Below are 25,658 nucleotides of genomic sequence, written 5' to 3'. Positions count from 1 at the left end.
GCTGGCACCGATCACTGCGGCAGGAGGCTACGGCGGCAGCTCTCCGCGGCTGTCAGCCAGCGGCCGGGGTGCCGGGGCCGCTCCAGCGCAGCAGGGCCGCGCCCCAGCTGAGCCCGGCGCCGAAACCGCTGCTGGCAAGCAGATGGCCCGGCTGCACCCGGCCATCGCGCACGGCCTCATCCAGCATCAGGGGAATCGTGGCGGCTGAGGTGTTGCCGTAGGCGGCGAGGTTGCTCAGCACCCGTTCCCTGGGCATGGCGAACCGCTCGGCCACCGCGTCGAGGATCCGCTGGTTGGCCTGATGCAGCAGCAGCCAGTCGAGCTGGTCGGCACGGAGGCCCGTCGCTTCCAGCAGGTCGCCCAGCACCGCCGGCACCTCCCGCACGGCGAACTTGTACACCTCCTGGCCGTTCATGTGGATGGCTCCGAAGCCGCCGCGCTGGGTGGTCAGCCCCCCGAGCAAAGGCACGTGCTCGGCGCTCTGGGCCAGGGTGAGACAGCCGTTGCGACGCCCGTCGGAGAGCATGCGGAAGCCGAGCAGCCCGCTGGCGGCGGCCTCGCAGGCCTCCACGGCCACGGCTCCTGCCCCGTCGCCGAACAGCACACAGGTGCTGCGGTCGTCCCAGTCCACCCAGCGGCTGAGCTGGTCGGCACCGATCACCAGGGCCCGGCGCACGGCGCCGGAGGCGATGTACTGCCCGGCGGTGATCAGGGCGAAGAGAAAGCCGCTGCAGGCGGCCGTGAGATCGAAGGCCACGGCGTTGTCGGCCCCCAGACAGCCCTGCACCAGCGGGGCCGTGCCGAAGAGATCGTCGGGGCTCGAGGTGGCCAGCAGGATCAGGTCCACGTCCTCCGGCTGCCAGCCCGCATGGGCAAGGGCGGCCGCGGCGGCCCCTGTGGCCATGGCGGTGAGCGGTTCGTCGGGTCCGGCGACACGGCGCGCCGCGATCCCGGTACGGGAGCGGATCCAGGCATCGCTGGTGTCGACCCGCTCGCTCAGCTGGTCGTTGCTGATGCTGGCCGTCGGCACCGCGCTGCCGCACCCCACCAAGGCCATGCCGAAGGCGGGCCCCGGCCGGGTTGTTGCCAGGCTGAGCGAAACGCCGAGCGCCAAGAGGGGATCAGCCCGCGGGTGGGCTCAGTCAACCACAGGCAACGACCCCGGTTTCCTCGCTCAGGGCATGGAGGTTGTCCATCACACCATGGTTGGCGGCGGAGTGGGCCAGGCGCAGGGCGCTCAGCACGGAGAGCGCCTTGCTGCTGCCGTGGCCGATCACGCACACGCCATCCACCCCGAGCAGCAGCGCGCCGCCATGTTCGGCGTGGTCGAGGCGTTTCTTGATGCGCCGCAGGTTGTTGATCAGGAAGGCGGAGCCCACCTTGCCGCGCCGGCCGCGGGGCAGTTCCACCTTGATCACATCCAGCAGCACGCTGCCCACGCTCTCGAGGAACTTCAGCAGCACGTTGCCGGTGAAGCCGTCGCACACCACCACATCGAACTGGCCCGAGAGGATGTCGCGCCCCTCGCAGTTGCCGGTGAAGCGGAAGCGGCTCTCGGCCGCCAGCAGGCTGTGGGTACGCAGGCACAGCTCGTTGCCCTTGCATTCCTCCTCGCCGATGTTCACCAGGCCGATGCGGGGCCGGGCCACCTGCAGCACGTCGCGGCTGTAGATGTTGCCGAGCAGGGCGAACTGCAGCAGCCACTCGGGTTTGCAGTCCATGTTGGCCCCCACATCGAGCACCAGCACCTGCTGCTCGGGGTCCTTGGTGGGGAAGAGGGCGCCGATGGCCGGCCGGTCGATGCCCTTCAGCCGGCCGAGACGGAAGATCGCCGCGGCCATCACGGCGCCGGAGTTGCCGGCGGAGTACACCGCGGTGGCCCGGCCCTGCTTCACCAGGTCCATGGCCATGTTGATGCTGGCGTCGCGCTTGCGCCGCACCACCGTGGCCTCCTCGTGCATCCCCACCGAGGGGCCACTGGCCACGAGCTCGATCAGGCCGCTGGCGAGGGCGGCATCGAGCTTCTCCTGCAGCCCCAGTGCGGCGACGGCCGCCCGCAGCGGCACGGTTTCCGCCACGAACCGGATCCGCAGCGGCAGCCGCTCCACCGCCTGGAGGCAGCCCTCCAGGATCGGCCCGGGGGCGTGGTCCCCGCCCATGCCGTCCACGGCCACCCAGAGCCGATCGGCGTCGTTGATGGGCGTGTTTTCATCCGGGCCCCCCAGCCCCCGCTGCAAGCGCCGCAGGGGATCGAACACCAGGGGCTGCAGCACCGTGTTGGCCGCCGTGGTGGCCACCCCGGCCACGCTCCCCGCCCCGGACAGGGCGGTGCTGGCCGCAGTGCTGGCGGTCCCCACCAGGCTGGTCACGGCCGCATTGCGGCGGTACCAGATCACCAGCCGGCGGACCGCCCGACGGGGCTTGGTGCGCTTGTCAGGCTCCTTCGGGGGCAACGGGATCCACGATGCGTTGGAACAGATAGCCGGTGCCCCGAGCCGTGAGGATCAGCTCGGGGTTGGCCGGATCATCCTCCAGTTTGGAGCGCAGCCGGGAGATGTGGACATCCACCACCCTGGTGTCGACGTGACGCTCCGGGGTGTAGCCCCATACCTCCTTGAGGATCTCGCCGCGGCTGAAGGGCTCGCCGCTGCGGCTCACCAGCAGCTCCAGCAGGCTGAACTCCATGCCGGTGAGGCGGATGCGCTCGTCGCCGCGGTACACCTGGCGCTTGTTGGTGTCGATGCGCAGGTCGCCCACGGTGATCACTCCCGAGTTGGGGATGCCGGCCACCTGCTCCTTCTCCACCCGCCGCAGCACGCAGCGGATGCGGGCCTCCAGCTCCTTCGGGCTGAAGGGCTTCACCACGTAGTCGTCGGCGCCGAGCTCCAGCCCCGTGATCCGGTCGGCCACATCGCCCAGGGCGGTGAGCATCACGATCGGCACGTCCGATTCCTTGCGGAGCTCCTGGCACACGCCGTAGCCGTCGAGCTTCGGCATCATCACGTCGAGCACCACCAGGTCGGGGTGGCTCTCGCGGAAGCAGTCGAGGGCCTCCATGCCATCGGAAGCGGTCACCACCTGGTAGCCGATCATGGACAGCCTGGTCTCAAGGATGCGGCGGATACTGGCCTCGTCGTCGACGACCAGGATCGTCTCCTTCTCCTTGGCTGGACTGATTGGGGACGCTGTCATCGCCTCCTGGGGCCTCCCTGGGGCAGCTACATCGGATCGCCCTACTGAAAAGGCCCGAGGGGTCAACATTTCATGCAAAGCCACCTTTCTTCATAGTCCTAACCGAATCGCCCTCCCCGATCCGCTCCCTTGGCCAGGCCCGCTTCCCTCTTCGTGTGCAACAGCTGCGGGGCCCAGACCCGCCAGTTCTTCGGGCGCTGCAGCAGCTGCGGCAGCTGGAACACGCTGGTGGAACAGGCCGGGGCGGTGGACGGCCGCAGGTTGCGCGCCCAGCCCTCCAGCTCCGGTGCCCGCGCCGAGCCGGCGCCGCGACGCTCCGCCCTGATCCGGGATGGGGGGGAACGTCCCCTGCAGCGGCTGGCCAGTGGCTACGCCGAACTCGATCGGGTGCTGGGCGGTGGCCTGGTGCCGGGCTCCCTGGTGCTGGTGGGCGGTGATCCCGGCATCGGCAAGAGCACCCTGCTGCTGCAGAGCGCCCAGGCCATGGCCGAGCGGGCCTCGGTGCTCTACGTGAGTGCCGAGGAGTCGGCCCAGCAGGTGAGGCTGCGCTGGCAGCGGCTCGGGCCTGCGGGGGCCGCGGCCCCGGAGCGCGAGGCCGAGGCCGATCTGCGGCTGCTCGCCGAAACGGATCTGGAGCTGGTGCTGCAGGAACTCGAGGCCCTGCGCCCGGCGGTGGCCATCATCGACAGCATCCAGGCCCTCCACGACGCGGAGCTGAGCAGCGCTCCCGGCTCGGTGGCCCAGGTGCGGGAGTGCGCCGCCGCCCTCGCCCGGATCGCCAAACGGCAGAACACCGCCCTGCTGCTGGTGGGCCACGTGACCAAGGAGGGGGCAATCGCGGGGCCCAAGGTGCTGGAGCACTTGGTGGATGCGGTGCTCACCTTCGAGGGCGATCGCTTCGCCAGCCACCGGCTGCTGCGGGCGGTGAAGAACCGCTTCGGCGCCACCCACGAGCTGGGGGTGTTCGAGATGCGGGACCGGGGCCTGGCGGAGGTGACCAACCCCAGCGAGCTCTTCCTCGGTGGTGAGGAGCCCAGCAGCGGCAGCGCCACGATCGTGGCCTGCGAGGGCACCCGGCCGCTGCTGGTGGAGCTCCAGGCCCTGGTGAGCACCACCAGCTACGCCAGCCCCCGGCGCAGTGCCACCGGCCTGGCGGTGAATCGGCTGCACCAGATCCTGGCCGTGCTGGAGAAGCACCTGGGCCTGCCCCTCTCCCGCTTCGACTGCTACCTCGCGGTGGCCGGCGGGCTGGAGGTGGAGGAACCCGCCGCTGACCTGGGCGTGGCCGCCGCCGTGGTGGCCAGCTTCCGCGATCTCACCCTCCCGGCGGGCACGGTGCTGGTGGGGGAGCTGGGGCTGGGGGGGCAGCTGCGGCCCGTGGGCCAGCTGGAGCTGCGCCTGCAGGAAGCGGCGCGGCTGGGTTTCGTGCGGGCGGTGGTGCCGCGGGCCAGTGGCCTGGGGGGAGCCGCCCGCGCCCTCGGGCTGGAGCTGCACGAGGCCGGGGATGTGGCCCAGGCCCTGGTGGCGGCCCTGGGGGTGGAGCTGGCGGAGGATCCAGGCGGTCCGGGGGGCTGATCAGCCGGGTCCCCCCCGGCGCTGCGGTCGGGAGAGGAGCAGCCGGCGGCGGTGCAGCAGCGCTGCGAACGCCACCAGGGCTTCGCCGGCCAGTTCGAGATTCTCCTCCAGTCGCATGCTGTGGTGCTTCTCCGCGATTGATCCGGCGATCAGCAGGGTGATGGCGGCCGTCCAGGTGATCAGCAGCGGCCCGTGGACCCAGGCCTTCACAGCCAGGGGGTGATGCCGCAGCCCGGCCAGCAGGCAGAGCACGGCGGCGGCGATCGCGATCCTGTAGGTCACCTACCGCCCCAGCCAGCTCCACCACACGAGGCTCGGGTCGGTCATCAGATCGGGATCGAGTTCGCGGCAGAACCCAGCCAGGACGGCCATCGCCAGCAGCAGGCTCCAGGGTCTGTCTTCCCTCCTGCCGCGTCGGGCCGTATCGAGGTGGATGAGTCCGGCGGCACCCAGGAGCAGCAGCTGCAGCAGTTCCTGGGGGAGGGTGTCCTGCAACAGGTTCAGAGGATGGGGAAGACGCCGCCATCCTGTGGGACTGCGCCGCGCCAGCCCAGCAGGGAGCTCAGAAGTAGACGTCGACGCTGCCCCGGCCGCTCGTCTTGAGCCAGTTCTGGGCCTCGATGTAGTTGTTGGGTGCCAGGCGGATCGCCTTGCCCCAGCAGTCCGCCGCCAGGTCGTAGCAGCGGTCGGCCTCGTCGGCGTCGCCGTTCTCCTCGGCGATCGAGCCCAGGTGGTGGTGGATCACCGCCATGTTGTTGAGCACCTGGGGCATCTTGCTGTTGAGCTCCAGGGCCCGGCCGTAGAAGTCGAGCGCCTTCTGGTGCTCGCCGTTGGAGGCGAACACCAGGGCCATGTTGTAGAGGATGAAGGCCTTGTCGTTGGGGTCATCCTCGAGCTTGAGCGCCTCCTCGTAGTTCTCCAGCGCTTCGGCGTATTCCCCGTCGGCCTGGGCGCTCATGCCGTCGCGGTAGTACGCGAAGGCCTCCTTGGCCCGGCGGTTGGTGGGCAGCACCTTGAGGATCAGGTCCGCCATCACCGTGAAGCTCTTGTCGATGAAGTTGTCGTTGCGTTGGGAGCGGGGCACCGGCGGTTAAGCGAGCTTCAGGGTTTCCCATCCTGGCCGATCCCTCCCGGGGTGGCCTGCCTAGCCTCGGGAGCGACATGCGCCAGTCCCTGGCTCTGACAGCCCAACCCCAGTCCCCTGCCTGCGGGCCAGCCCAGGCCCGGCCGGAACCACCGATGCCGCGGAGCGGGCCGTTGGAGCCCCTGCTGCTCGACATCGAGGGCATGAAGTGCGGCGGCTGCGTGCGGGCTGTCGAGCAGCGTCTGCTCGCCCTGCCGGCTGTGCGCCAGGCCAGCGTGAATCTGGTCACCCGCACCGCCTGGGTCGCGCTCGACCCGCCGGTGGCCCAGGGCGAAGGCGCTCCCGATCCCCTGCCAGAGTTGCAGCAGTCCCTGGCCGGGCTGGGTTTCCAGGCCAGCCTGCGGGACACCTCCGGCCCTGGGCTCTCCCTGGCCAGCCGGCAGCGGGAGCGGCATTGGTGGAACCACTGGCAGCAGCTCGTGCTGGCCCTGCTGCTGCTGCTGGTGTCCGGGGTGAGCCATCTGGCTCCCCAGCCCGGCTCGTTCTGGCCCCATGCCCTGGTGGCCACCCTGGCCCTGGCCGCTCCCGGCCGCCCCATTCTGGTGGCGGGCTGGCGCGCCGCCTGGGCCGGGCTGCCCTCGATGGACACCCTGGTGGCTCTGGGGGTCGGCAGCGCCTACCTGGCCAGCCTGGTGGGCCTGCTCTGGCCGGCCAGTGGGCTGCCCTGCTTCTTCAACGAGCCGGTGATGCTGCTCGGCTTCGTGCTGCTGGGGCGCTTCCTGGAGGAGCGGGCCCGCTACCGGACGGGCCTGGCGCTGGAGCAGCTGGCGGCCCTCCAGCCCGACACCGCACTGCTGGTGATGGACGGTGGTCCGCCGCGGGACGTGCGGGTCGGCGGCCTGCGCCGCGGCGACAGGATCCGGCTGCTGCCGGGCGACCGGGTGCCGGTGGATGCGGTGGTGCTGGAGGGTGTCTCGGCTCTCGATGTCTCGAGCCTCACCGGCGAACCGCTGCCCCAGCTGGCCGACCCGGGGGTGGAAGTCGGGGCCGGCGCCCTGAACCTGCAGGGGCCGCTGCTGCTGGAGGTGCTCCGGCCCGGCTCGGAGAGCGCCATCGCCCGGATCATCCAGCTGGTGGAGCAGGCCATGGCGCGCAAGGCACCGATCCAGGGCCTCGCCGACCGGGTGGCGGGCCGGTTCACCCTGGCGGTGCTGGCCCTGGCCCTGGCCACCTTCCTCTTCTGGTGGCTGTGGGGCGCCCATCTGTGGCCGGCCGTGCTCCAGCCCGTCGTGCCGGCCGAGCGGGCCATCCATGGCAGCCATGGGTTGCTGGGGGCCGGAGCCCCCAGCCCGCTCTCTCTTGCCCTCGAGCTCGCCATTGCCGTGCTGGTGGTGGCCTGTCCCTGTGCCCTCGGCCTGGCCACCCCCACGGCCATCACGGTGGGCACCGGCCTGGCGGCCCGGCACGGCTGGCTGTTCCGGGGTGGCGGGGCCATCGAGACCGCCGCGGCCCTGCGCACCGTGCTGTTCGACAAGACCGGCACCCTCACCCGGGGGCGGCCCCTGGTCACCGCCGTGGTGCCGCTGCAGGGCCAGGAATCCACTCCCGAGGCACCTGCGCCCCAGGCACCTGCTCCAGAGGGAGCCGGTGAGGGGCTCACACCGGCGGATCAGCTGGTGCAGTGGGCCGCCAGCCTGGAGGCCAGCACACGCCATCCCCTGGCCTTTGCCCTGTTGCAGCAGGCCGAGGCCCGCGGCCTGCCGCTCCTGCCGCTCGAGACGGCGGACACCCTGGCCGGAGCCGGTGTGCGCGGAGTGATCGCGGGGGAGGCCTTCCGGCTCGGGCGGCTCGACTGGGTGCTTCCCGGCGCCAGTGCGCAGGCCCGCTCACGCCAGCAGGAGCTCGAAAGCCAGGGGGCCACGGTACTGGCCCTGGCCCGTGGCCCGGAGCTGCTCGGGCTGATCGCCGTGGAGGACGAGTCCCGGCCTGATGCGGCGCTGGTGCTGCAGCAGCTGCGGCAGCTGGGGTTCCATGTGGGGCTGCTGAGCGGTGATCGGGCCGAGCCGGTGCGGCGTCTGGGTGCCCGTCTGGGGCTGCGGCCCGCCGAGCTGGCCTGGGAGCAGACCCCGGAACAGAAGCTGGCCGCGATCGTGCAGCGGCAGGAGGAAGCCGGCCCCGTGGCCATGGTGGGCGATGGCATCAACGACGCCCCGGCCCTGGCGGCCGCCGATCTGGGCATCGCCGTGGGCACGGGCACCGGGGTGGCCCGCGACAGTGCCGATCTGGTGATCCTCGGCGACCGTCTGGAGGGCATCCCCCAGGCCCTGGAGCTGGCCTCGCGCACCATGGCCAAGGTGCGCCAGAACCTCTTCTGGGCCTTCGGCTACAACCTGATCGTGCTGCCGATCGCCGCCGGTGCCCTGCTCCCCAGCCGTGGCGTGCTGCTCAACCCCCCCCTGGCGGCCCTGCTGATGGCCCTGAGCTCGATCACTGTGGTGGTCAATGCGCTGCTGCTGCAGGATGGCCTCAGGCTGCGGGGGGGCAGCAGTGGCGGTTGATCACGTCCAGCCCGGTCGTTTCGTGGTGCTGGAGGGCATCGACGGCTGCGGCAAGACGACCCAGCTGCAGGCGGTGAGCCGCTGGCTGGAGAGCCCCGAGGCGGGTTGCCTGCCCCCGGACCGGCAGCTGATCGTGACGCGGGAACCGGGGGGGACGCCCCTGGGCCTGGCGTTGCGGGAGCTCCTGCTTCACCCCCCGGGCGGCGCGGCCCCGGGCAGCACCGCCGAGCTGCTGCTCTATGCCGCGGACCGGGCCCAGCATGTGGAGCGCACGATCCGCCCGGCCCTGGCGGCGGGCCACTGGGTGCTGAGTGACCGCTTCAGTGGTTCCACCGCGGCGTACCAGGGCCATGGCCGCGGCCTCGACCTGGCCCTCATCCAGCAGCTCGAGGCGGTGGCGACCGCCGGGCTGCAGCCCGATCTCACCCTCTGGCTGGATCTGCCCCTGGCGGAGTCCCTGCGCCGTCGTGGCGGCCGGGCGGCCGATCGGATCGAGGCCGAGGGAGCATCCTTTCTGGAGCGCGTCGCCGAGGGCTTCGCCACCCTCGCCGGCCAGCGGGGTTGGGTGAGGATTGATGCCATGGCCCCCGTGGACCGGGTCACCGCCGCCTGCTGCGCGGCCCTGCGCGGTCTGGTGGACGTGCCATGACCGCCCTGTTCGCCGATGTGCTTGGCCAGCAGCGGGCTGTTGCCCTGCTGGAGGCCTCCCTGCGCTGCCGGCGCCTGGCCCCGGCTTACCTGCTGAGCGGGCCGGAAGGGGTGGGGCGTCGGCTGGCGGCGCTCCGCTTTCTCGAAGGGGTGATCGCCGGTCCAGAGGGATCCTCCCTGCTGCGCCGGCGGCTGGAGGCGGGGAACCACCCGGATCTGCTCTGGGTGGAGCCCACCTACCTGGACAAGGGCCAGTTGGTGCCGGCGTCCCAGGCCCTCGACCGCGGCATCAGCCGCCGCAGCCCACCCCAGCTGCGTCTGGAACAGATCCGGGAACTCACCAGGTTCCTGGCCCGTCGTCCGGTGGAGGCCGCCGGTTGCCTGGTGGTGCTGGAGGGAGCCGAGGCGATGGCCGAAGCGGCCGCCAATGCCCTGCTCAAGACGCTGGAGGAGCCGGGGCGGGGGATGGTGCTGCTGATCTGCTCGGCGCCCGAGCAGCTGCTGAGCACCATCCGCTCCCGCTGCCAGCAGATCCGATTCGGCCGCCTGGGCGCGGACTCCATGGCCCGGGTGCTGGCGGCAGCGCCACCGCCTCCTTGCCCCGATCCCCCTGAGCTGCTGGAACTGGCGGCGGGATCGCCAGGCGCCCTGCTGGCCCACCGGCTGCAGTGGCAGGGGCTGCCGCAGGGGCTGGTGGATCGTCTCCAGCACCTGCCGGGGGGCTCGGACCCGATTGAGGCGCTCAGCCTGGCCCGCGACCTCACCGATGCCCTTGATGGGGAGCAGCAGCTCTGGCTGCTGCAGTGGTGGCAACTGGTGTTGTGGCGGCGCCGGCCGGACGCGGCGGTGGCGCACCGCCTGGAACGGCTGCGCAGGCAGCTGCTGGCCTATGTGCAGCCGCGTCTGGCCTGGGAGGTGGCTCTGCTGGACCTGGCCGGCCTGGCGGCCTGAGGGCCCGGGCCCTGCTAGCTGGCCTGGGCGGTGCGTGCCTCCTGAACCACGGGAGTCAGGGCGGCCAGCTGGTCACCATTGGGAAGTTCGAGGCAGTAGCCCGCGCCATACACCGTTTTGATGAAGCGCGGTTTGCGCGGATCAGGCTCGAGCTTGGTGCGCAGATGGCGCACGTGCACCCGGATGGTCTCGATGTCGTCGTCGGGCTCGTAGCCCCACACCTCCTTGAGAATGAGGGAGGGGGATACGGTCTGGCCGTGACGCTGCAGCAGGCAGTGGAGCAGTTCGAACTCCAGGTGGGTGAGCCGCACCGGCTGGTCGAACCAGATGGCCTCGAAGCGCTCCGGCACCAGGGTGATCGGCCCGAAGCTCAGGATCTCGTTGTGCTGGGTGGAAAGCGGCGCGTATTCGGTACGGCGCAGCAGTGCCTTGACCCGCACGGTGAGCTCTTCGAGATCGAAGGGTTTGGTGAGGTAGTCATCGGCGCCGGAGTTGAATCCGCTCACCTTGTCCTTGGTGTCGGCCAGGGCCGTGAGCATCAGGATGGGGATCCGGGCCGTGCGTTCGTCGCGGCGCAGCCGCTGGCACAGGGTGAGGCCGTCCACCTTGGGCAGCATCAGGTCGAGCAGCACCAGATCGGGGGCGAACTGCAGGGCCAGGGCCTGCCCCTTGATGCCGTCCTCCGCGCGCTGGACATCGAAGCCACCGTGCTCGAGGTGCCCGGCGACCAGGTCCCGCATGTCGCTGTCGTCCTCGATCAGCAGGATGCAAGGTTTCATGGCTGGTGCAGGAGCGCTCTGCTGGCTGAAGGGGACGACCCCCTGGCGGGCTGGTCGACGAGAGGGTCGGAGGCCGTACAGGAGGCCCCCATTTTCCCAGCTCTGTCTCCCTGCCGAGGGACGGGGCTGCGGCGGCCGCGCGGCCCCTGGCTCGGCCGGCCCTGTGGGACCCAGTGCTGGCCTGCACTCTTGGTGCAGCGCCGACGCCAGGCCGGCATGGATCTTCAGAATCTTTTCCGGCGCATTTGTTGTGAAACTCCCGTTTCTCTGGCAAGCATCCGCCGCCGGGCTTCGCGGCCCAGCTGGCCACCCACGCCAAAGCGCAGCGGTTCAGCCCCTCCGGCCTGGGCCATTCCACACCACATGGGCCATTTCAGAGGGCCTGGGCCATGGAATCAGACAGAACTCCCCGGGCGGGATTCGAACCTGCGACCAATCGGTTAACAGCCGACCGCTCTACCGCTGAGCTACCGAGGAATACGACCCGCGCTGGAACCCGAACGGGGAACCGGGCAGGGGAAGGCCGGTGTTGCCGGCCCGATGAACTTACCCCTCAGGCTTGCCGCCCTGCAAGGGGCCATGGCGCAGCGGCGCCACCCGCGCGGCCACCGCCGATCCGGCGTCCCAGCCTCCAGGGTGGCCGTGTTCCATCAGCGCGGCCCCATCGCAGCACTGCAGCTCCTCGAGGCGATGGGTCACCCAGAGAGCGGTGAGCTGCCGGGGCCCCGCGGCGGTGAGACGGCGGATCAGGCTCAGCACCTCCTGCTGGCTGTCGGGATCGAGCAGGGCCGTGGGTTCATCCAGCAGCAGCAGTTCTGCGCCGCTGGCCAGGGCAGCGGCGATCGCCAGCCGCTGTTTCTGACCACCACTGAGGCTGTGGATCGGTCGTTCGGCCATGCCGGGCAGTCCCACGGCCATCAGCACCTCGGCCAGTCGTGCCTCCCGGGCGCTGCGGCTGAGGCTGGGATCGATGGCCAGCAGCAGGTCACTGCCGCAGCTGGGCAGCAGCAGCTGGTGGTCTGGGTTCTGGAACACCAGAGCGGTGCGCCCGGAGGTGGCGATCCGGCCGCTGCGGGGCTCCAGCAGGCCGGCGATCAGACGCAGCAGCGTGCTCTTGCCGCTGCCGTTGGCCCCCACCAGCATCCACAGACCGGGCCGGGGGATCTGCAGGGAGCAGTGCCGCAGGGCGACATGGCCGTTGGGCCAGGCGAAGCTGAGGCGCTCCGCCCGCAGGGGGGGTGGGGGATTCCCAGGGGCAGCCATGCGGGAGGGATCAGCTGTCGAAGCTGAAGCCGGGGCGCTTGCCGCTGCTGGCACTGGCTGATTTCTCGTACATCTGCACGGCCACCACCTCGCTGGTCAGCAGACTCACTTTCTTGTCGGCCTCCTTCTCGCAGGTGAGTTCCAGCACCTTCGGCCCCTCTCCCTCCAGGGCCTGTCTCACCGTGGCGTAGAGGCTCTGGGCGTCGGTCAGCTCCTTGCGCTGAACCGCGACCGGCATGGGGCTGAGCTTGAGGGAGAGCTCGACGATGTACATGGCAGCGACAGGATTGGCTCCCACTCTGGCCTCTGGCGAACGGGGCTGTGCGCCCAGGTCTCCCGGCCTAGGTGGTTCTACCCAAATGCACCGGCGAGCCCACGCGGTTCGGCTCTCCACCCCGTACGATCGGGGTGTAACGCTTCATGAAGTCCGTTTCTCATGACGATCGCTGTAGGGCGCGCGCCAGCGGCACGGGGATGGTTCGACGTCCTCGATGACTGGCTCAAGCGCGACCGCTTCGTATTTGTGGGGTGGTCCGGTCTGCTGCTGTTCCCCTGCGCCTACCTGGCGCTGGGCGGCTGGCTCACCGGCACCACCTTCGCCACCTCCTGGTACACCCATGGCATTGCCAGCTCCTACCTGGAGGGCTGCAACTTCCTCACCGCGGCGGTGAGCACCCCGGCCGACGCCATGGGCCACAGCCTGCTGCTGCTCTGGGGCCCCGAGGCCCAGGGTGACTTCGTGCGCTGGGTGCAGCTCGGCGGCCTCTGGCCGTTCGTGGCCCTGCACGGTGCCTTCGGTCTGATCGGCTTCATGCTGCGCCAGTTCGAGATCGCCCGCCTGGTGGGCATCCGCCCGTACAACGCCATCGCCTTCTCCGGGCCGATCGCGGTGTTCGTCAGCGTGTTCCTGATGTACCCGCTGGGCCAGAGCAGCTGGTTCTTCGCCCCCAGCTTCGGGGTGGCCGCCATCTTCCGCTTCCTGCTGTTCCTGCAGGGCTTCCACAACTGGACGCTGAACCCGTTCCACATGATGGGCGTGGCCGGCATCCTGGGCGGTGCGCTGCTGTGCGCCATCCACGGCGCCACGGTGGAGAACACCCTGTTCGAGGACGGGGAGCAGTCGAACACCTTCAAGGCGTTCGAGCCCACCCAGGAGGAGGAGACCTACTCGATGGTGACGGCCAACCGCTTCTGGAGCCAGATCTTCGGGATCGCCTTCTCCAACAAGCGCTGGCTGCACTTCTTCATGCTGTTCGTGCCGGTGATGGGTCTGTGGACCAGCAGCATCGGCATCATCGGCCTGGCCCTCAACCTGCGCGCCTACGACTTCGTGTCGCAGGAGATCCGCGCCGCCGAGGACCCCGAGTTCGAGACCTTCTACACGAAGAACATTCTTCTGAATGAAGGCATCCGCGCCTGGATGGCACCGGCTGACCAGCCGCACGAAAACTTCGTCTTCCCTGAAGAGGTCCTGCCCCGCGGCAACGCTCTCTGATTCCGCACCCTGTGCTCTGAGCGCCCCCGCGGGGGCGCTTTTTTCATGGGTGCTGGGTGCTGGAGGGGTTGCCAGGGCCGGCCAGCCGGCCCCAGAAACTGCGTTCGGCGGCCTGCTGCTTCTGGTTCGCCTCCCGCAGAAAGGGGGCCAGGGCCGCCAGGTTGAGCAGCCAGGTGTTGAACAGCGAAACGGGCCAGCGCAGCGGGCGGGCGAAGTCCACGAACAACACCACCCGGTAGCCCTCGGTGTCATTCCACACCTGGTGGTTGTAGGTGTCATCGAACACCAGGCAGCGGCCCTCTTCCCAGGTGTGGAGCTCATCGGCGATACGGATCCGGCAGCGCTCGCGGGGCTCTGGCACGATCAGACCCAGGTGCAGCCGCAGCACGCCCGCCCAGGCGCCCCGATGGGGAGGGATGTGCTTGTGGGGGGACAGGATCGAGAAGAAGGCCGTGCTGCAGCCGGGGATGCTGTCGAGCACCTGCATGGTGTTCGGGCAGCGGCAAGCGTTCTCCCGGCAGTCCATGCCCACGCCCTTGAGAAAGAACGTCTTCCATTGGTCGTCGTTCTGGATCTTCCCCACCTGGGAAAGAATCTGCTGGAAGTTCGGCATCGCCTCGCGATGCTGCATCACGGCATCCAGTTCCCGCCGCACGGCCGGCCACTCCCGTTCCACGGCTGCGATCCAGGGGAACTGCCCGGCGTGGAACACCGGCACATCCCCGGGCAGGGAAGCCCAGCCCACAAGCCGTTCGAGGGCATCATGCAGGGCCCGCTTCAGCCGGTTGCGGCGGGTGCGGGCCGGGAAGGTCCAGTGGCGGCGTCGCAGGTCGTCGGGCAGGCCAGCTCGGCTGTCACGGGGTGACGGACGCTTCAAATCGTTCCGGTGTCCGGGCCGATCAGGTTACCCAGGGCGCTCGTGCGCTCCCGTTGTCCCGGCCCGGATCGCGGGAGCGGCAGACTTCCTGGTTAGGATCTCACCGTCCCGTCAGCAGTGACGTGGCTTTTGGCCTTGCGCCGAACGCCGAAGACGTCACCGGTTGACATCATTCCCCAAGGAGGAGGTGCCCGTGAGTTCCAGTTGTTTCATCAAGGGTCTGCTGATCGCGGAGAACGCCGCCTGATTACGGCGCCTCAACCCTGATCAAACGGTTCCGCACCCGCGGACCCGGCGAGAGCCCCCGGTGAGCTAGGCATGTCCTGGTTCACCGGGGGCATCGTTCTGTCTGGCTGTTGCCTGCTGATCGGCTGTTTCGCGCTGTCCGGCTCCGTGCCGTGCAGCTCTGGAAGGGGCCATTGTGCCCTCTGGCACACGGGGGGATGGCAGGGGCAGGGGGAGCGGCCACCATTGATGCGCGGCGCATTGCGCCCTTTTGTGTGAGGACCCCATGAAACTCTTCCAGCAACTGCTGGTTGCCCCTGCGGCGCTCGGACTGCTGGCCCCCGTGGCCGCCACTGCCTCCGAGCTCAACATGGACGGCGTGAACCAGTACGCCTCCCAGGAGCAAGTCACCAGCATCTCCCAGTTCTCGGACGTGCAGCCCACCAGCTGGGCCTACCAGGCACTCTCCAACCTGATCGAGCGCTACGGCTGCGTGGCCGGCTACCCCGACGGCACCTACCGCGGGGAGAAGGCCATGACCCGTTTTGAAGCCGCCGCGCTTCTGAACGCCTGCCTCGACCGCGTCACCGAGGTGACCGACGAGCTCAAGCGCCTGATGGCCGAGTTCGAGAAGGAACTCGCCATCCTCAAGGGCCGTGTCGATGGCCTCGAGGCCAAGGTGGGTGAACTGGAGGCCAATCAGTTCTCCACCACCACCAAGCTGAAGGGCATCGCCACCATGGTGCTCGGCGGCGCTGGCGAGACCGGCTTCGGCGACAACGTCACCGCGAATTATGACGTTCGCCTGATGTTCGACACCAGCTTCACCGGTAAGGACCTGCTCCGCACCACCCTGCGGGCCGGCAACTTCGGTGATTCGGTGTTCGGCAACGGCAACACCGCCATGGAAGTGGCCTTCCAGGAAGAGAGCGGTGCTGACTCCGTCGGCATCAACCGCCTCTTCTACCAGTTCCCCGTTGGCGACTCCTTCACCGTCACTGCCGGTGCCAAGGTCCGTCAGGACGACATGCTGGCCATGTGGCCCAGTGCCTACCCCGCTGACACCATCCTCGACCTGTTCACCTACGCCGGTGCCCGGGGCACCTACAGCCTCAACCTCGGCGCCGGTGTCGGTGTGTGGTGGCAGAACGAGGGCTTCAGCTTCAGCGCCAACTACGTCTCCAACGAGAACGCCGCTGAGGATTCCACCCGCGGCGTGGGTGAGGACTACACCGCCACCGCTCAGCTCGGGTATGCCGGTGACAACTGGGGTGTGGCTTTGGCTTACACCTATGCTGACTTCAACATCTTCAGCAACAGCAACGTTGGCCTGAGCGCCTACTGGAGCCCTGCCGAATCCGGCTGGATTCCCTCCATCAGCGCTGGTGGCGGCTGGTCTGATGGCATCTTTGATTCCTCCGACGATGCCTGGAGCTGGATGGTCGGCATCCAGTGGGCCGACATGTTCGTCAAGGGCAATGCCCTCGGCATGGCCCTGGGCTCTGCCGGCCAGGCGAACCCCGGCAAGTGTGCCGATCTCGGCACCTTCTGCACCGGCGGCATCTGGACCGATGGCGGCCAAGAGACCCTGGCTTACGAGCTCTGGTACAAGTTCCAGGTCACTGACAACATCAGTGTGACCCCTGCGTTCTTCTACATCGAGAACGACGGCGCCAGCGACACCTACGGCGGTCTCGTCAAGACCACCTTCAAGTTCTGATCGCCTGATCAGTTCCATCGCACGGATCCTTTGATCCGACCGGGCCTGGTTCCTCACACAACTCCAGGCCCTCCCTCCTCCTCTGTCCGCACTCCTCTACGCGCACTTCTGTTCCTCCCCAATGCCCCGGCCTTCGGCCGGGGTTTTTTGTTGCCATCTCCCTGGCGGCATCGCGTAGCTTGCCGAGGTGAGCGAGCCATCGCGTCCGGAGGTGCCCCCTGTCTCCTGCTGATCCCTATGCCGTGCTGGGCGTGGCTCCCGAGGCCAGCCGCGCCGAGATCAAGGCGGCCTACAGGGCCCTGGTGAAGCGCCATCACCCCGATGCAGGTGGCGACACCACCACGATCCTGGCCCTCAACGCCGCCTGGGAAGTGCTGGGCGACAGCGAGAAGCGCCGCCGCCACGATCGGCGGCGGGAGCCTGAGGCGGTGGCCAGCACGGCAGGTGCTTCCCGCCCCGCCGGACAGGATGGGGGCCGTGCGGCCGATTGGGATGGAGCCGTGCAGACCTGGTTCCAGCAGGTCTATGGCCCGATCGATCGGCTGCTCGGCCAGGTGATCAATCCCTTCGCGGCCCAACTGAAAGCCCTCTCCGCCGATCCCTATGACGATCGGCTGATGGAGGCGTTCTGCCGCTTTCTGGAACTCAGCCAGACCAAACTGGCGCGGGTGGAAACCCTCTACCAGTCGCTGCCCTGCCCGCCAGCCCTGAAAGCCTTCTCCCTCGATCTCTACCACTGCCTGAGCCTGGTCAAGGACGCCCTGGTGGACCTGGAGCGCTACACCATGGGCTACGTGGATTCCTACCTGCGCGACGGGCGCGAACTGCTGCGCAAGGCCCGGATGCGGCGGCGCCAGCTCCAGCACGACCGCCGCCAGCTGATCGCCTGATCACTGCAGCTGCCCAGACTGCAGCCGTCCAGATAGATGGGGGCTGGAGATCTGGGGGCTGGAGATCAGCCGGGGAACGGTTCCAGCGCCGTGAGGGGCAGCCACACATCGGGCACCGGCCGCCTCCAGCGCAGCTGGGCATAGGCGCCCTTCACCACCAGCACCTCGCCGGGACCTTCCAGGATGTAGGCGGGGGGCTGGGGATCACTGGCCGACGCCTCGGCACTGCGGCCGTAGGCCTCGCGGTTGACCCGCACCAGGCTGCCTTTCTTGAGGGCGGGCTGGGTGGTGGAGGACGCGGTGGAGGACGTCTCGGCCATGGCGAGCCTGTTGGGATGGGCGCAGATTAGGGCCGTCTGCCAAGCCCTGTGCGGCTTAGCCTCCTGGCGAGCTTCGGGGTCTGGGCCGCATGCGTCTTCTGCTGTTGGGCTGCTCCGGTTTCGTGGGGCGGGAACTGGTGCCCTTCCTGCTGGAGCTGGGGCACGAGCTGATCCTGGTGAGCCGCCGCCAGCAGCCGTTCCCTGCCCTGCTGAGCGAGCGTTTCCGCAGCCTTCAGCTCGATCCTTCCGATCCCGCCTCCTGGCGGAGTGGCCAGATCCCCGAGGCTCTGGCGATGGTGGACGGGGTGGTGAACCTGGCAGGGGAGCCGATTGCCGAGAAGCGCTGGACACCCGCCCACCGCCAGCTGCTGCTGCAGAGCCGCCTGCGCACCACCGAACTGCTTGTGGCAGCCATGCAGCAGATGCCCAACCCGCCTCGGGTGCTGGTGAACGGCTCGGCGGTGGGGTTCTATGGCACCAGCCCCGATGCCACCTTCAGCGAGGAGAGCCCGGCCGGCTCTGACTATCTCGCGGAGATCTGCCAGCAGTGGGAAGCCGCGGCGTCAGGCTGTCCGGAGGCCTGCCGGCTGGTGATTCTGCGCATCGGCATCGTGCTGGGCGGCGATGGCGGCGCCCTGGCGAAGATGCTGCCGGTGTTCCGGATGGGCTTCGGTGGTCCGATCGGTTCGGGGCGTCAGTGGATGAGCTGGATCCATCGGCACGACCTCTGCCGGCTGGTGGCCACCGCCCTCGACGACCCTGCCTATGCGGGCGTGTACAACGCCGTGGCTCCCGAGCCTGTGCGGATGGCCCAGTTCGCCTCCTGCCTCGGCAAGGTGCTGGGCCGGCCGAGCCTGTTGCCGGTGCCCGCGCCGATTCTGCAGCTGTTGCTCGGGGACGGTGCCCAGGTGGTGCTCGACGGGCAGCAGGTGGAATCCCGGCGCCTGCGGGCCCAGGGGTTCAGCTTTCAGTACGCCGGGCTCGATTCTGCTCTCGCCGCTGCCACCAGCCCAGCAGCCCGCTGAGCACCGCCGCCGCCATCAGCAGGCCGATGGCCGGGGTGAACAGCGGCTTCCAGAGGGTCTGGAACAGCCGGAGGGGAGCCTCGATCTTCTGGCTGTGGCACACCACCGCCACGGCGAACCATCCGGCCGCGGCAATCACCAGGAACACATCGGCCACCAGGATGGCGTCCATGGCCCCCTTGAGGCGCTGGAGGGGTGGAACGGCGTCAGCCATGGCAGGAGGGCAGCAGGTCCATGATCGCCGCCGCGAGCCGTTCCGTGCCGCCTGGCGGGCCGATCCGCACGGCGGCGTTGCGGGCCAGGTCACGCCGCAGGCGGTTTCCCTGCCCGGGCTGGGCCAGTTCCTCCAGCAGCGAGCTCGTCAGCTGGGCACTGCGGCGCAGCATGGCCTCCCTGTCGCCGCCCCACGGGGCGCAGTACACGCCGCTGCCCAGCAAGCGCCGCTGCGCCTCCGCGAAGCCCGCCGTGAACTGGGGACCCTCCCCCACCAGCTGCACCACCGGCTTGGCCAGCCCCACCGCCTGCTCGGTCGCCGTGCCGGCCATCGCCAGCACCAGATCCGCCGCCTGCAGGGTGGCGCCGAACCCGGACCAGCTGAGCACCAGCTCCAGGCCGTTCCGTCGCAGCCGATCGGCACCGACCCAGCGCCAGCCCCGCGCCGCCGCCAGCTCCCCGATCCGCTGGCGGTCCAGGGCAGGCACCAGCGCCGCCTGCGCCAGCAGGCGGCGCTGGTGCAGGGCCGCGGGCAACAGCTCCAGCATCTGCAGCATCAGGGCCAGGTTGTCGCGGGCCTCCGGCAGCCGGCTGCCGGGCAGCAGGGCGAGCCGCTGCGGGGGGGGCGTGTGGTGAGCTGCGGTCGCCCGCGCCGGGCCGTCAGCCGCTTCGGCCGCGATCTGGAAGGGCGCCAGGGCCGCATCCAGAAAGGGATTGCCCCGAAAGGTCACCGCTCGCCCCAGCTGCTGGCTGAGGTCCCGGGCGGTGAGGGCATCGCGGCTCCAGATGGCACGCACCGCGGGGCGACGCAGCAGCCAGCCGCAGGGCCACGGCAGCCGCAGCCGGCCTTCGTAGTGGCTCGAGTAGGCCACCAGGTAGACCGCCGCGCGCTGCCCACCCAGCCAGGCCCCGAGCACGGCCACCAGATCGCCCACGGCCACCACGAGCTGGTGACGCCCCCGGTGGCGCAGCAGCCGCCCCAGGTTGGCCAGCACATGGGCCACCTGGCCATCCAGCAGTTCACTCAGCTGGCCCTGGAAGCTGGTGAAGCCCAGGCCACCGGTGCGGCATTCCCGCGTGGGCGCCACCACGGCGATGCCGCGCTGCCGGTAGGCCTTGCCGTGGCCCACCAGGGGCAGAGCCTCCACCGACACGCCACGCGCCATCAGGGCCGAGCCGATCAGGGCGCCACTGAGGTCCTCCCCATGGCCGTTGCTCAGCAGCAGAACCGCAGCCACCGGCCTCAGAGCGCCGTTGCCGTGTTGAGCCGTGCGGTGCTCACCCGTTCAGCCAGCTCTGAATCTTGAGCATGGCGGGCCAGCCGGGGCGGCGCTGCAGACCATCGGCCATGGACTGCTGCAGCTCGGAGGCCAGGTCCGGTGCCATCACCATCACCCGCTGCACGATGGCGATGTGTTCGCGCACGCCGGTGGTGCCGGTTTCCAGCAGGGCCAGGCTGAGGTTGAGGCGCGCCTGGGGATCCTGGGGGTTGAGCTTTACGGCGGTGCGGGCCGAGCGCAGTGCCAGCAAGGGCTGATCGGTGAGCAGCTGCAGCCAGGCCAGGCAGGTCCAGCCGGCGGACTGGCGGGGGGCCTGCTCGGTGATGGCCTCGAAGTCCGCCAGGAGTTCGGCGGGATCGGCGCCCTCGTTGTAGCGGCTGATCGCGGCCTCGAAGAGCGAGGTGGTGGGGCTGCCCTCAGCGGAACTGGCCGACATGGCGTGGGGGGCACGGGAACGGATCCCTCAGGTTCCCATGCGAGCGGAAGCCCGCCGGCGCCGCCGGGCCGGGGTCAGACCGCGAAGGAACTGCCACAGCCACAGGTCTGGCTGGCGTTGGGGTTGGTGAAGTTGAAGCCGCCGCCGATCAGGGCGCTGGAGAAGTCCAGCTGCATGCCGTAGATGTACAGCAGGCTCTTGGGATCGCAGACCACCTGGAAGCTGGGAGCTCCTTCGGGTTCGTAGGTGTACTGCTCGTCGTCCGCACGGATCGCGTCAGCACCGATGAAATCCATCGTGTAGCTCATGCCGCTGCAGCCGCCGGAGCGCACCCCCACCCGCAGCACCCTGCCTTCGCCCTGCTGGCTGATCAGGGCCCCCAGCTGCTTCATGGCGGGTTCGGTGATCAGGATGCCCTTGCCGTCACGGGCGGTGAAGGTGGCCGGAGCTGGGGCGGCGGCGGCGGACGGGGCGCCGGCGGTGGTGGTTTCGGTGCTCATCGCAGGGGCCAGAACGGCAGAGGCCAACTCTATGGACCAGCACCCGCCGCTGTCGGATCCATAGAGTCTGGGGCGACATCAGGGAGTGGACAGGGTGCGGGTCGCCATCGTCGGTGCGGGTCTGGCTGGTCTGGCGGCGGCCGTGGATCTGGTGGATGCGGGCCATGCCGTGGACCTCTACGAGGCCCGGCCGTTCATGGGCGGCAAGGTGGGCAGCTGGGTGGATCCCGACGGCAACCACATCGAGATGGGGTTGCATGTGTTCTTCTTCAACTACGCCAACCTGTTCGCCCTGCTGCGCAAGGTGGGGGCGATCGAGAATCTGCTGCCCAAGCAGCACACCCACCTGTTCGTGAATGCGGGTGGCGATCTGCGCGAGCTCGATTTCCGTTTTCCGATCGGGGCTCCCTTCAACGGTCTGAAGGCCTTCTTCACCACGCCCCAGCTGGACTGGATCGACAAGCTGCGCAATGCGCTGGCCCTCGGCACCAGCCCGATCGTGCGGGGTCTGGTGGACTACGAAGGGGCGATGCGGGTGATCCGCGACCTCGACCGCATCAGCTTCCAGCAGTGGTTCCTCGGCCATGGCGGCAGCCGCCAGAGCATCGAGCGGATGTGGAATCCGATCGCCTACGCCCTGGGTTTCATCGACTGCGAGGCCATCTCGGCCCGCTGCATGCTCACCATCTTCATGATGTTCGCCTCGAAAACCGAGGCCTCCAAGCTCAACCTGCTCAAGGGTTCGCCCCACCGCTGGCTCACCGGTCCGATCCTCGACTACATCACCGCCCGGGGGGGACGCCTGCACCTGCGCCACCGCGTCACCCAGGTGCACTACGACGCCATTGCCGCCGCCTCCGGCGACCACGGCGCGCCTGGGCAGCCGGCCTTCCGGGTGAGCGGCCTCACCCTGGGCACGCCGGACGGGGAGCGGCAGGTGGAGGCCGATGCCTATCTCGCCGCCTGTGACGTGCCCGGCATCCAGCGCATGCTGCCGGAGGCCTGGCGCCGCCTGCCCCTCTTCGACGCCATCTACCGGCTGGAGGCGGTGCCGGTGGCCACGGTGCAGCTCCGCTACGACGGCTGGGTGACCGAACTGGGCGACTCCCCGGCCCAGCAGGCCTCCCGCGCCGACCTCAGCCGGCCCTCCGGCCTGGACAACCTGCTCTACACCGCGGACGCCGATTTCAGCTGTTTCGCCGACCTGGCCCTGGCCAGTCCCGAGGACTACCGCAAGGAGGGGCTCGGTTCGCTGCTCCAGTGCGTGCTGACCCCCGGGGATCCCTGGATCACGCAGAAGACCGAGGCGATCGTGGCGGCCACCGATGCCCAGGTGCGCCGGCTGTTCCCCTCGGCCGCCAACCTCACGCTGGTGTGGAGCAACGTGGTCAAGCTGGCCCAGTCGCTCTACCGCGAAGCCCCCGGCATGGAGCCCTACCGGCCCACCCAGCGCACGCCGGTGCCCAACTTCTTCCTGGCCGGCAGCTACACCCGGCAGGACTACATCGACTCGATGGAAGGTGCCACCATGAGTGGCCGCATGGCGGCCGCGGCCATCCTCGATCGGCCCGTCCAGCTCGCCAGCAACGCCGCCACCGGCTGAAAGGCCCGCGACCCGCTGGTTTCAGGCCCGATCCCCCAAGCCCAACGCAGGAGAAGCCCCATGGGCCGATGGCTCGAGCACAGCGTCACCACCCTGATCGCCGCACCCGCGGACCGCGTGTGGGCGGTGTGGAGCGATCTCGAGGCCATGCCCCGCTGGATGCGCTGGATCGAGTCGGTGGTCACCGAGCCGAACGACCCGGACCTCACCGACTGGACCCTGGCGGCACAGGGATTCCGCTTCCACTGGAAAGCCCGCATCACCCAGCGGGTGGAGGCCCAGCAGCTCCACTGGGAGTCGGTGGGGGGGCTGCCCACCCGGGGGGGGTGCGCTTCTACCCGCAGCCCGATGGCAGCACCGCCGTGAAGCTCAGTGTCAGCTACGAATTGCCGGGGGTCTTGGCACCGCTCATGGAACCCAGCATCCTGGGTGGCATCGTGACCAAGGAGCTCCAGGCGAATCTTGACCGCTTCCGAGATCTTGTCGAACAGCCCACGGCCTGATCGCCTGCTGCTGGGTTCCCTGCTGGCGCTGCTGCTCTCCGCCTGCGGCGGCGGTGGCGACGCTCCCCCTGAGGCCAGCACGCCTGCCCCGCCTCCCGCAGCCCAGGCGGCGTCCCCGGCTGCGGATACCCCCCAGAGCACGGGCCTCACGCCCCTTCCCACACCGAATGAGGTGCTCGCGTCGGTGAAGATCGGCCGGGATGACCCCTTCGCCGCCATCCCCAGCCCCTCCAGCGGGGGCGCTGCAGCCCGGCGTGGCGCCACCACCCAGGCCCGTCTCACCCTGCCGCCAGCCTTCCGGTTCAGTGGCGTCATCCGCTCGGGGGGCGCCTCCCAGGCCATCGTGGAGTACGGCGCCACCAGCGGGGCCCTCAGCGTGGGTGACCGTGGCGGCCGCACCACCGACCTGCTGCCGTCCGGCTGGACGGTGGCCGCCATCAATGTCGATCGCGGTCAGCTGACCCTGCGTCAGGGGAAGCAGACCGTCTCGGCCGAGCTCTGAGCGCTTCTCCGCAGGCCCGTACCAACCCCTCCAGGTCATGGGGGTCCGCCTCGGCGTCCACCCGGCCGAGGGCGCTCCGGAGCCTGAGGCTGGTCTGCGGGCCGATCGAGACCAGGGCCACATCCTCCAGGCGCCCCTGCCAGGTGGCGCCGAAGGCCCCTTCCAGGAGCCGGGCCGTGTTCGACACGGTCTTGGCGCTGCTGAAGGTGATCGCGTCGAGCTGGCCGCCCTCGAGCGCCGCCACCGCGGCGGTGGGCAGCCCCTCCGGGCAGCGGGTTTCGTAGGCGGCCACCTCCACCACCCGGGCTCCGGCCTCGGCGAAGGCTTCGGCCAGGAGCGTGCGGCCGCCGCTCTGCACCCGGGGCAGCAGCAGCCGCAGGCCCCAGCCGGAGACGGGGAAGTGCTCCAGCAGGCTGTCGGCCACGAAGCGCGGCGGGATGAAGTCGGCCGGGGCTCCGATGGTGTCCAGCTGGGCGGCGGTCTTGCGGCCCACGGCGGCGATCCGCAGGGAGCGTGGCCGGCCGGCCAGGCAGCGGCCCCGCCGCTGCAGGCGCCGCTCCACCGCGTCCACGCCGTTGCCGCTGGAGAACACCAGCCAGTGGAAATCCTCCAGCTCGGCCAGGGCGTCATCCAGCGGCCCCCAGGTGTCGGGGGGCGTGACCACCAGGGCGGGCAGGTCCACCACCCTGGCGCCCGCCTGCTCGAACAGCTGGCGGGCCTCCCCAAGCTGGGTTTCGGCCCGCGTCACGGCCACGGTCCGACCGGCCAGAGGTGGGGAAGGCATGGGGGAGGGAGGGTGGTGCGTGTTCAGCGGGGAAGCCTGGCTCAGGGGTCCAGCTTCACCAGGGCCGTGGCCCGTTGCCGCAGATCCTCGGCCTCCGCGGTGCGCCCCTGGAGCCGCAGCAGGCTGATGGCCCGCCGGAAACCGTCGCGGGCTGCGGCGATGTCGCCGCCCATCAGCAGCGCCACGGCCAGGTTCTGCTGGGCCTCGGCATGGTTCTCATCCAGGCCGATGGCTCTGCGGTAGGCCGCGATCGCAGCCGGCAGCTGGCCGCGACGTCGCTCGATCAGCCCGAGGTTGTACCAGCCCAGGCCCACTTCGGGAGCAACGACGGTGGCCTGCCGGCACAGGGTGGCCGCCTCCTCCAGCTGCCCCTGCCCGCACAGCAGGGCAGCCAGGTTCAGCCGGGCGCCCAGGCTCACCCGGGCCGGCAGCGGCAGGGCCACGGCCTCGCGGTAGAGCGTTTCGGCCCGGCCTGGCTGCTCGGGGGCGACAGCCATGGCCAGATGCAGCAGCAGCTCGTAGCGCACCGGTGCCGCCGCGCTGGGGCAACGCGCCAGACCCCGCTCCAGCAGGGCGATGCCGCGCTGTTGATGCCCCTCGCTCACATCCAGGCTGCCGAGCTTGGCGCAGGCGTAGGGGTCGTCGGGATCGGCCAGCAGCTCCTGCTCCATCGCCTGGCGCAGCCGCCGGGCCTTGTCCCGCTCGCCCAGCAGTGCGGGCGCGTAGCCGTCGTGCACCAGGGCGGGTTCCTGGCAGTCCTCCAGCCGCAAGTGGGGTTCCTGCTGCAGCAGGGTCAGCACGCTGTCATCCACCTGGGCGTGGTAGGCGCCACTCCACTGGATGGCGGGATGGCGCCGGAACAGGCGACTCACGCTCGAGTACGGCGACTGCCGGGCGCCCCGCTCGAAGCGCAGCAGATTGACCAGCAGCAGGTCGGGCTCCTGCAGCAGCTGGCGCAGGGGACGGCGGGCGCTCTCCAGCAGCTGCTCATCGGCATCGAGCACCAGCACCCAGTCGCCCGAAACATGCCGCAGCGCCTCGTTGCGGGCCGGGGCGAAGTCCCCGGGCCAGGGCAGGGAATGCACCACGGCGCCGCAGCGCTGGGCGATGCTCACGGTGGCATCGGTGGAGCCGGTGTCGAGCAGCACCATCTCGTCGACGAAACCGGCCACGGAGCTGAGGCAGGCCTCGAGCCGCGCTTCCTCGTTGCGCACCACCATCGACAGACTCAGCAT

27 protein-coding genes, 1 tRNA gene and 1 pseudogene are annotated in these 25,658 nt (G+C 69.9%); 11 read left to right on the top strand and 18 right to left on the bottom strand.

Annotation, left to right across the window (positions count from 1 at the left end):
• Positions 1 to 52: 52 nt before the first annotated feature.
• The 3 genes from CBM981_RS14380 to rpaB all read right to left on the bottom strand — a co-directional run bounded on the left by CBM981_RS14380 (position 53) and on the right by rpaB (position 3,192).
• Positions 53 to 1,057 carry a beta-ketoacyl-ACP synthase III gene (locus CBM981_RS14380; RefSeq protein WP_087068953.1) on the bottom strand — a complete coding sequence of 335 codons (1,005 nt, stop codon included), beginning with the start codon at positions 1,055 to 1,057 and terminating at the stop codon, positions 53 to 55.
• An 85-nt stretch (positions 1,058 to 1,142) separates the two neighbouring features.
• On the bottom strand, positions 1,143 to 2,453 hold the full coding sequence (gene plsX, locus CBM981_RS14375; protein ID WP_087068952.1) for a phosphate acyltransferase PlsX: 1,311 nt from the start codon (positions 2,451 to 2,453) through the stop codon (positions 1,143 to 1,145).
• On the bottom strand, positions 2,434 to 3,192 hold the full coding sequence (rpaB, locus tag CBM981_RS14370) for a response regulator transcription factor RpaB (RefSeq protein WP_087068951.1): 759 nt from the start codon (positions 3,190 to 3,192) through the stop codon (positions 2,434 to 2,436). The genes plsX and rpaB overlap by 20 nt, the downstream gene beginning before the upstream one ends.
• Positions 3,193 to 3,321: 129 nt before the next feature.
• Here rpaB and radA point away from each other — a divergent pair, with 129 nt between their 5' ends.
• Positions 3,322 to 4,767, top strand: coding sequence for a DNA repair protein RadA (radA, locus tag CBM981_RS14365; RefSeq protein WP_087068950.1), 1,446 nt, complete (start codon positions 3,322 to 3,324; stop codon positions 4,765 to 4,767).
• On the opposite strand, the gene CBM981_RS14360 is transcribed toward radA, so the two are convergent.
• From CBM981_RS14360 to CBM981_RS14350, 3 genes are all read right to left on the bottom strand, one after another.
• The gene (locus tag CBM981_RS14360; RefSeq protein ID WP_087068949.1) at positions 4,768 to 5,049 is read right to left on the bottom strand and encodes a hypothetical protein; all 282 of its coding nucleotides are present in this window, start codon (positions 5,047 to 5,049) and stop codon (positions 4,768 to 4,770) included.
• The gene (locus CBM981_RS14355; RefSeq protein ID WP_087068948.1) at positions 5,050 to 5,262 is read right to left on the bottom strand and encodes a hypothetical protein; all 213 of its coding nucleotides are present in this window, start codon (positions 5,260 to 5,262) and stop codon (positions 5,050 to 5,052) included.
• 67 nt (positions 5,263 to 5,329) lie between these two features.
• Positions 5,330 to 5,851 carry a photosystem I assembly protein Ycf3 gene (locus CBM981_RS14350; RefSeq protein WP_006910180.1) on the bottom strand — a complete coding sequence of 174 codons (522 nt, stop codon included), beginning with the start codon at positions 5,849 to 5,851 and terminating at the stop codon, positions 5,330 to 5,332.
• Between the two features lie 155 nt (positions 5,852 to 6,006).
• Here CBM981_RS14350 and CBM981_RS14345 point away from each other — a divergent pair, with 155 nt between their 5' ends.
• The 3 genes from CBM981_RS14345 to CBM981_RS14335 are packed head-to-tail and all read left to right on the top strand — an operon-like array spanning position 6,007 to position 10,008.
• Positions 6,007 to 8,409: a cation-translocating P-type ATPase gene (locus CBM981_RS14345; protein ID WP_225867423.1), complete on the top strand. Its 2,403-nt coding sequence runs from the start codon at positions 6,007 to 6,009 to the stop codon at positions 8,407 to 8,409.
• Positions 8,399 to 9,058, top strand: coding sequence for a dTMP kinase (gene tmk / locus CBM981_RS14340; RefSeq protein WP_225867422.1), 660 nt, complete (start codon positions 8,399 to 8,401; stop codon positions 9,056 to 9,058). The genes CBM981_RS14345 and tmk overlap by 11 nt, the downstream gene beginning before the upstream one ends.
• Entirely contained in the window at positions 9,055 to 10,008 is a 954-nt protein-coding gene (locus CBM981_RS14335) for a DNA polymerase III subunit delta' (protein WP_087068945.1), read from the top strand. The genes tmk and CBM981_RS14335 overlap by 4 nt, the downstream gene beginning before the upstream one ends.
• A gap of 14 nt (positions 10,009 to 10,022) precedes the next feature.
• On the opposite strand, the gene CBM981_RS14330 is transcribed toward CBM981_RS14335, so the two are convergent.
• The 4 genes from CBM981_RS14330 to CBM981_RS14315 all read right to left on the bottom strand — a co-directional run bounded on the left by CBM981_RS14330 (position 10,023) and on the right by CBM981_RS14315 (position 12,324).
• Positions 10,023 to 10,787: a response regulator transcription factor gene (locus CBM981_RS14330; RefSeq protein WP_087068944.1), complete on the bottom strand. Its 765-nt coding sequence runs from the start codon at positions 10,785 to 10,787 to the stop codon at positions 10,023 to 10,025.
• A 405-nt stretch (positions 10,788 to 11,192) separates the two neighbouring features.
• Positions 11,193 to 11,264, bottom strand: a tRNA-Asn gene (locus CBM981_RS14325).
• 69 nt (positions 11,265 to 11,333) lie between these two features.
• Positions 11,334 to 12,050 carry an ABC transporter ATP-binding protein gene (locus CBM981_RS14320; protein ID WP_087068943.1) on the bottom strand — a complete coding sequence of 239 codons (717 nt, stop codon included), beginning with the start codon at positions 12,048 to 12,050 and terminating at the stop codon, positions 11,334 to 11,336.
• Positions 12,051 to 12,060: 10 nt separating this feature from the next.
• Positions 12,061 to 12,324, bottom strand: coding sequence for a hypothetical protein (locus tag CBM981_RS14315; protein ID WP_087068942.1), 264 nt, complete (start codon positions 12,322 to 12,324; stop codon positions 12,061 to 12,063).
• Between the two features lie 162 nt (positions 12,325 to 12,486).
• Here CBM981_RS14315 and psbD point away from each other — a divergent pair, with 162 nt between their 5' ends.
• A complete protein-coding gene (gene psbD, locus CBM981_RS14310; RefSeq protein WP_006909677.1) occupies positions 12,487 to 13,545 on the top strand; it encodes a photosystem II D2 protein (photosystem q(a) protein) in 1,059 nt (352 codons plus the stop codon).
• 43 nt (positions 13,546 to 13,588) lie between these two features.
• On the opposite strand, the gene CBM981_RS14305 is transcribed toward psbD, so the two are convergent.
• Entirely contained in the window at positions 13,589 to 14,422 is an 834-nt protein-coding gene (locus tag CBM981_RS14305) for an aspartyl/asparaginyl beta-hydroxylase domain-containing protein (protein ID WP_087068941.1), read from the bottom strand.
• A 511-nt stretch (positions 14,423 to 14,933) separates the two neighbouring features.
• Between CBM981_RS14305 and CBM981_RS14300 the strand changes: the two genes are divergently transcribed.
• Positions 14,934 to 16,367 (top strand): iron uptake porin, encoded by a 1,434-nt coding sequence (locus CBM981_RS14300; protein WP_087068940.1) that lies wholly within the window; start codon positions 14,934 to 14,936, stop codon positions 16,365 to 16,367.
• A gap of 218 nt (positions 16,368 to 16,585) precedes the next feature.
• Complete coding sequence (locus CBM981_RS14295; protein ID WP_087068939.1) at positions 16,586 to 17,257, top strand: J domain-containing protein; 672 nt, start codon at positions 16,586 to 16,588, stop codon at positions 17,255 to 17,257.
• A gap of 65 nt (positions 17,258 to 17,322) precedes the next feature.
• Here the strand turns inward: CBM981_RS14295 and CBM981_RS14290 are convergent, their stop codons facing one another.
• Positions 17,323 to 17,577 (bottom strand): NAD(P)H-quinone oxidoreductase subunit O, encoded by a 255-nt coding sequence (locus tag CBM981_RS14290; RefSeq protein ID WP_087068938.1) that lies wholly within the window; start codon positions 17,575 to 17,577, stop codon positions 17,323 to 17,325.
• Between the two features lie 89 nt (positions 17,578 to 17,666).
• Between CBM981_RS14290 and CBM981_RS14285 the strand changes: the two genes are divergently transcribed.
• A complete protein-coding gene (locus CBM981_RS14285) occupies positions 17,667 to 18,602 on the top strand; it encodes a TIGR01777 family oxidoreductase (protein ID WP_087068937.1) in 936 nt (311 codons plus the stop codon).
• On the opposite strand, the gene CBM981_RS14280 is transcribed toward CBM981_RS14285, so the two are convergent.
• The 4 genes from CBM981_RS14280 to CBM981_RS14265 all read right to left on the bottom strand — a co-directional run bounded on the left by CBM981_RS14280 (position 18,538) and on the right by CBM981_RS14265 (position 21,031).
• Entirely contained in the window at positions 18,538 to 18,816 is a 279-nt protein-coding gene (locus tag CBM981_RS14280) for a hypothetical protein (RefSeq protein WP_087068936.1), read from the bottom strand. The genes CBM981_RS14285 and CBM981_RS14280 overlap by 65 nt on opposite strands.
• Positions 18,809 to 20,053 (bottom strand): lipid-A-disaccharide synthase-related protein, encoded by a 1,245-nt coding sequence (locus CBM981_RS14275; protein WP_087068935.1) that lies wholly within the window; start codon positions 20,051 to 20,053, stop codon positions 18,809 to 18,811. Before CBM981_RS14275 ends, CBM981_RS14280 begins: the two co-directional genes overlap by 8 nt.
• A 40-nt stretch (positions 20,054 to 20,093) precedes the next feature.
• Positions 20,094 to 20,531 carry a hypothetical protein gene (locus CBM981_RS14270; protein WP_087068934.1) on the bottom strand — a complete coding sequence of 146 codons (438 nt, stop codon included), beginning with the start codon at positions 20,529 to 20,531 and terminating at the stop codon, positions 20,094 to 20,096.
• A gap of 74 nt (positions 20,532 to 20,605) precedes the next feature.
• The gene (locus tag CBM981_RS14265) at positions 20,606 to 21,031 is read right to left on the bottom strand and encodes an iron-sulfur cluster assembly accessory protein (RefSeq protein ID WP_087068933.1); all 426 of its coding nucleotides are present in this window, start codon (positions 21,029 to 21,031) and stop codon (positions 20,606 to 20,608) included.
• Between the two features lie 94 nt (positions 21,032 to 21,125).
• Here CBM981_RS14265 and zds point away from each other — a divergent pair, with 94 nt between their 5' ends.
• The 3 genes and pseudogenes from zds to CBM981_RS14250 all read left to right on the top strand — a co-directional run bounded on the left by zds (position 21,126) and on the right by CBM981_RS14250 (position 23,639).
• Positions 21,126 to 22,634 (top strand): 9,9'-di-cis-zeta-carotene desaturase, encoded by a 1,509-nt coding sequence (zds, locus tag CBM981_RS14260; RefSeq protein WP_087069467.1) that lies wholly within the window; start codon positions 21,126 to 21,128, stop codon positions 22,632 to 22,634.
• Between the two features lie 60 nt (positions 22,635 to 22,694).
• Positions 22,695 to 23,137 (top strand): annotated as a pseudogene (locus tag CBM981_RS14255) (SRPBCC family protein).
• Positions 23,115 to 23,639 carry a hypothetical protein gene (locus CBM981_RS14250; protein WP_087068932.1) on the top strand — a complete coding sequence of 175 codons (525 nt, stop codon included), beginning with the start codon at positions 23,115 to 23,117 and terminating at the stop codon, positions 23,637 to 23,639. The pseudogene CBM981_RS14255 and the gene CBM981_RS14250 overlap by 23 nt, the downstream one beginning before the upstream one ends.
• Here CBM981_RS14250 and CBM981_RS14245 read toward each other — a convergent pair.
• Both CBM981_RS14245 and CBM981_RS14240 read right to left on the bottom strand, forming a co-directional pair.
• Complete coding sequence (locus tag CBM981_RS14245; RefSeq protein WP_087068931.1) at positions 23,575 to 24,423, bottom strand: uroporphyrinogen-III synthase; 849 nt, start codon at positions 24,421 to 24,423, stop codon at positions 23,575 to 23,577. The genes CBM981_RS14250 and CBM981_RS14245 overlap by 65 nt on opposite strands.
• 41 nt (positions 24,424 to 24,464) lie before the next feature.
• A complete protein-coding gene (locus CBM981_RS14240; RefSeq protein WP_087068930.1) occupies positions 24,465 to 25,658 on the bottom strand; it encodes a glycosyltransferase in 1,194 nt (397 codons plus the stop codon).

The sequence above is a fragment of the Cyanobium sp. NIES-981 genome (assembly GCF_900088535.1).
Lineage (GTDB): Bacteria > Cyanobacteriota > Cyanobacteriia > PCC-6307 > Cyanobiaceae > NIES-981.
The sequence above is the reverse complement of the archived record's forward strand: the minus strand, read 5'-3'. Positions and strand labels throughout refer to the sequence as shown.

What these genes read in the sequence shown, in the direction of transcription:
- CBM981_RS14270 (WP_087068934.1), bottom strand. Translation starts at nt 20,531, where the DNA reads ATGTCGGCCAGTTCCGCTGAGGGCAGCCCCACCACCTCGCTCTTCGAG.
- CBM981_RS14380 (WP_087068953.1), bottom strand. Translation starts at nt 1,057, where the DNA reads ATGGCCTTGGTGGGGTGCGGCAGCGCGGTGCCGACGGCCAGCATCAGC.
- CBM981_RS14280 (WP_087068936.1), bottom strand. Translation starts at nt 18,816, where the DNA reads ATGGCTGACGCCGTTCCACCCCTCCAGCGCCTCAAGGGGGCCATGGAC.
- CBM981_RS14300 (WP_087068940.1), top strand. Translation starts at nt 14,934, where the DNA reads ATGAAACTCTTCCAGCAACTGCTGGTTGCCCCTGCGGCGCTCGGACTG.
- psbD (WP_006909677.1), top strand. Translation starts at nt 12,487, where the DNA reads ATGACGATCGCTGTAGGGCGCGCGCCAGCGGCACGGGGATGGTTCGAC.
- CBM981_RS14345 (WP_225867423.1), top strand. Translation starts at nt 6,007, where the DNA reads ATGCCGCGGAGCGGGCCGTTGGAGCCCCTGCTGCTCGACATCGAGGGC.
- CBM981_RS14320 (WP_087068943.1), bottom strand. Translation starts at nt 12,050, where the DNA reads ATGGCTGCCCCTGGGAATCCCCCACCCCCCCTGCGGGCGGAGCGCCTC.
- CBM981_RS14240 (WP_087068930.1), bottom strand. Translation starts at nt 25,658, where the DNA reads ATGCTGAGTCTGTCGATGGTGGTGCGCAACGAGGAAGCGCGGCTCGAG.
- CBM981_RS14245 (WP_087068931.1), bottom strand. Translation starts at nt 24,423, where the DNA reads ATGCCTTCCCCACCTCTGGCCGGTCGGACCGTGGCCGTGACGCGGGCC.
- CBM981_RS14335 (WP_087068945.1), top strand. Translation starts at nt 9,055, where the DNA reads ATGACCGCCCTGTTCGCCGATGTGCTTGGCCAGCAGCGGGCTGTTGCC.
- CBM981_RS14330 (WP_087068944.1), bottom strand. Translation starts at nt 10,787, where the DNA reads ATGAAACCTTGCATCCTGCTGATCGAGGACGACAGCGACATGCGGGAC.
- CBM981_RS14265 (WP_087068933.1), bottom strand. Translation starts at nt 21,031, where the DNA reads ATGAGCACCGAAACCACCACCGCCGGCGCCCCGTCCGCCGCCGCCGCC.
- rpaB (WP_087068951.1), bottom strand. Translation starts at nt 3,192, where the DNA reads ATGACAGCGTCCCCAATCAGTCCAGCCAAGGAGAAGGAGACGATCCTG.
- CBM981_RS14315 (WP_087068942.1), bottom strand. Translation starts at nt 12,324, where the DNA reads ATGTACATCGTCGAGCTCTCCCTCAAGCTCAGCCCCATGCCGGTCGCG.
- CBM981_RS14285 (WP_087068937.1), top strand. Translation starts at nt 17,667, where the DNA reads ATGCGTCTTCTGCTGTTGGGCTGCTCCGGTTTCGTGGGGCGGGAACTG.
- CBM981_RS14290 (WP_087068938.1), bottom strand. Translation starts at nt 17,577, where the DNA reads ATGGCCGAGACGTCCTCCACCGCGTCCTCCACCACCCAGCCCGCCCTC.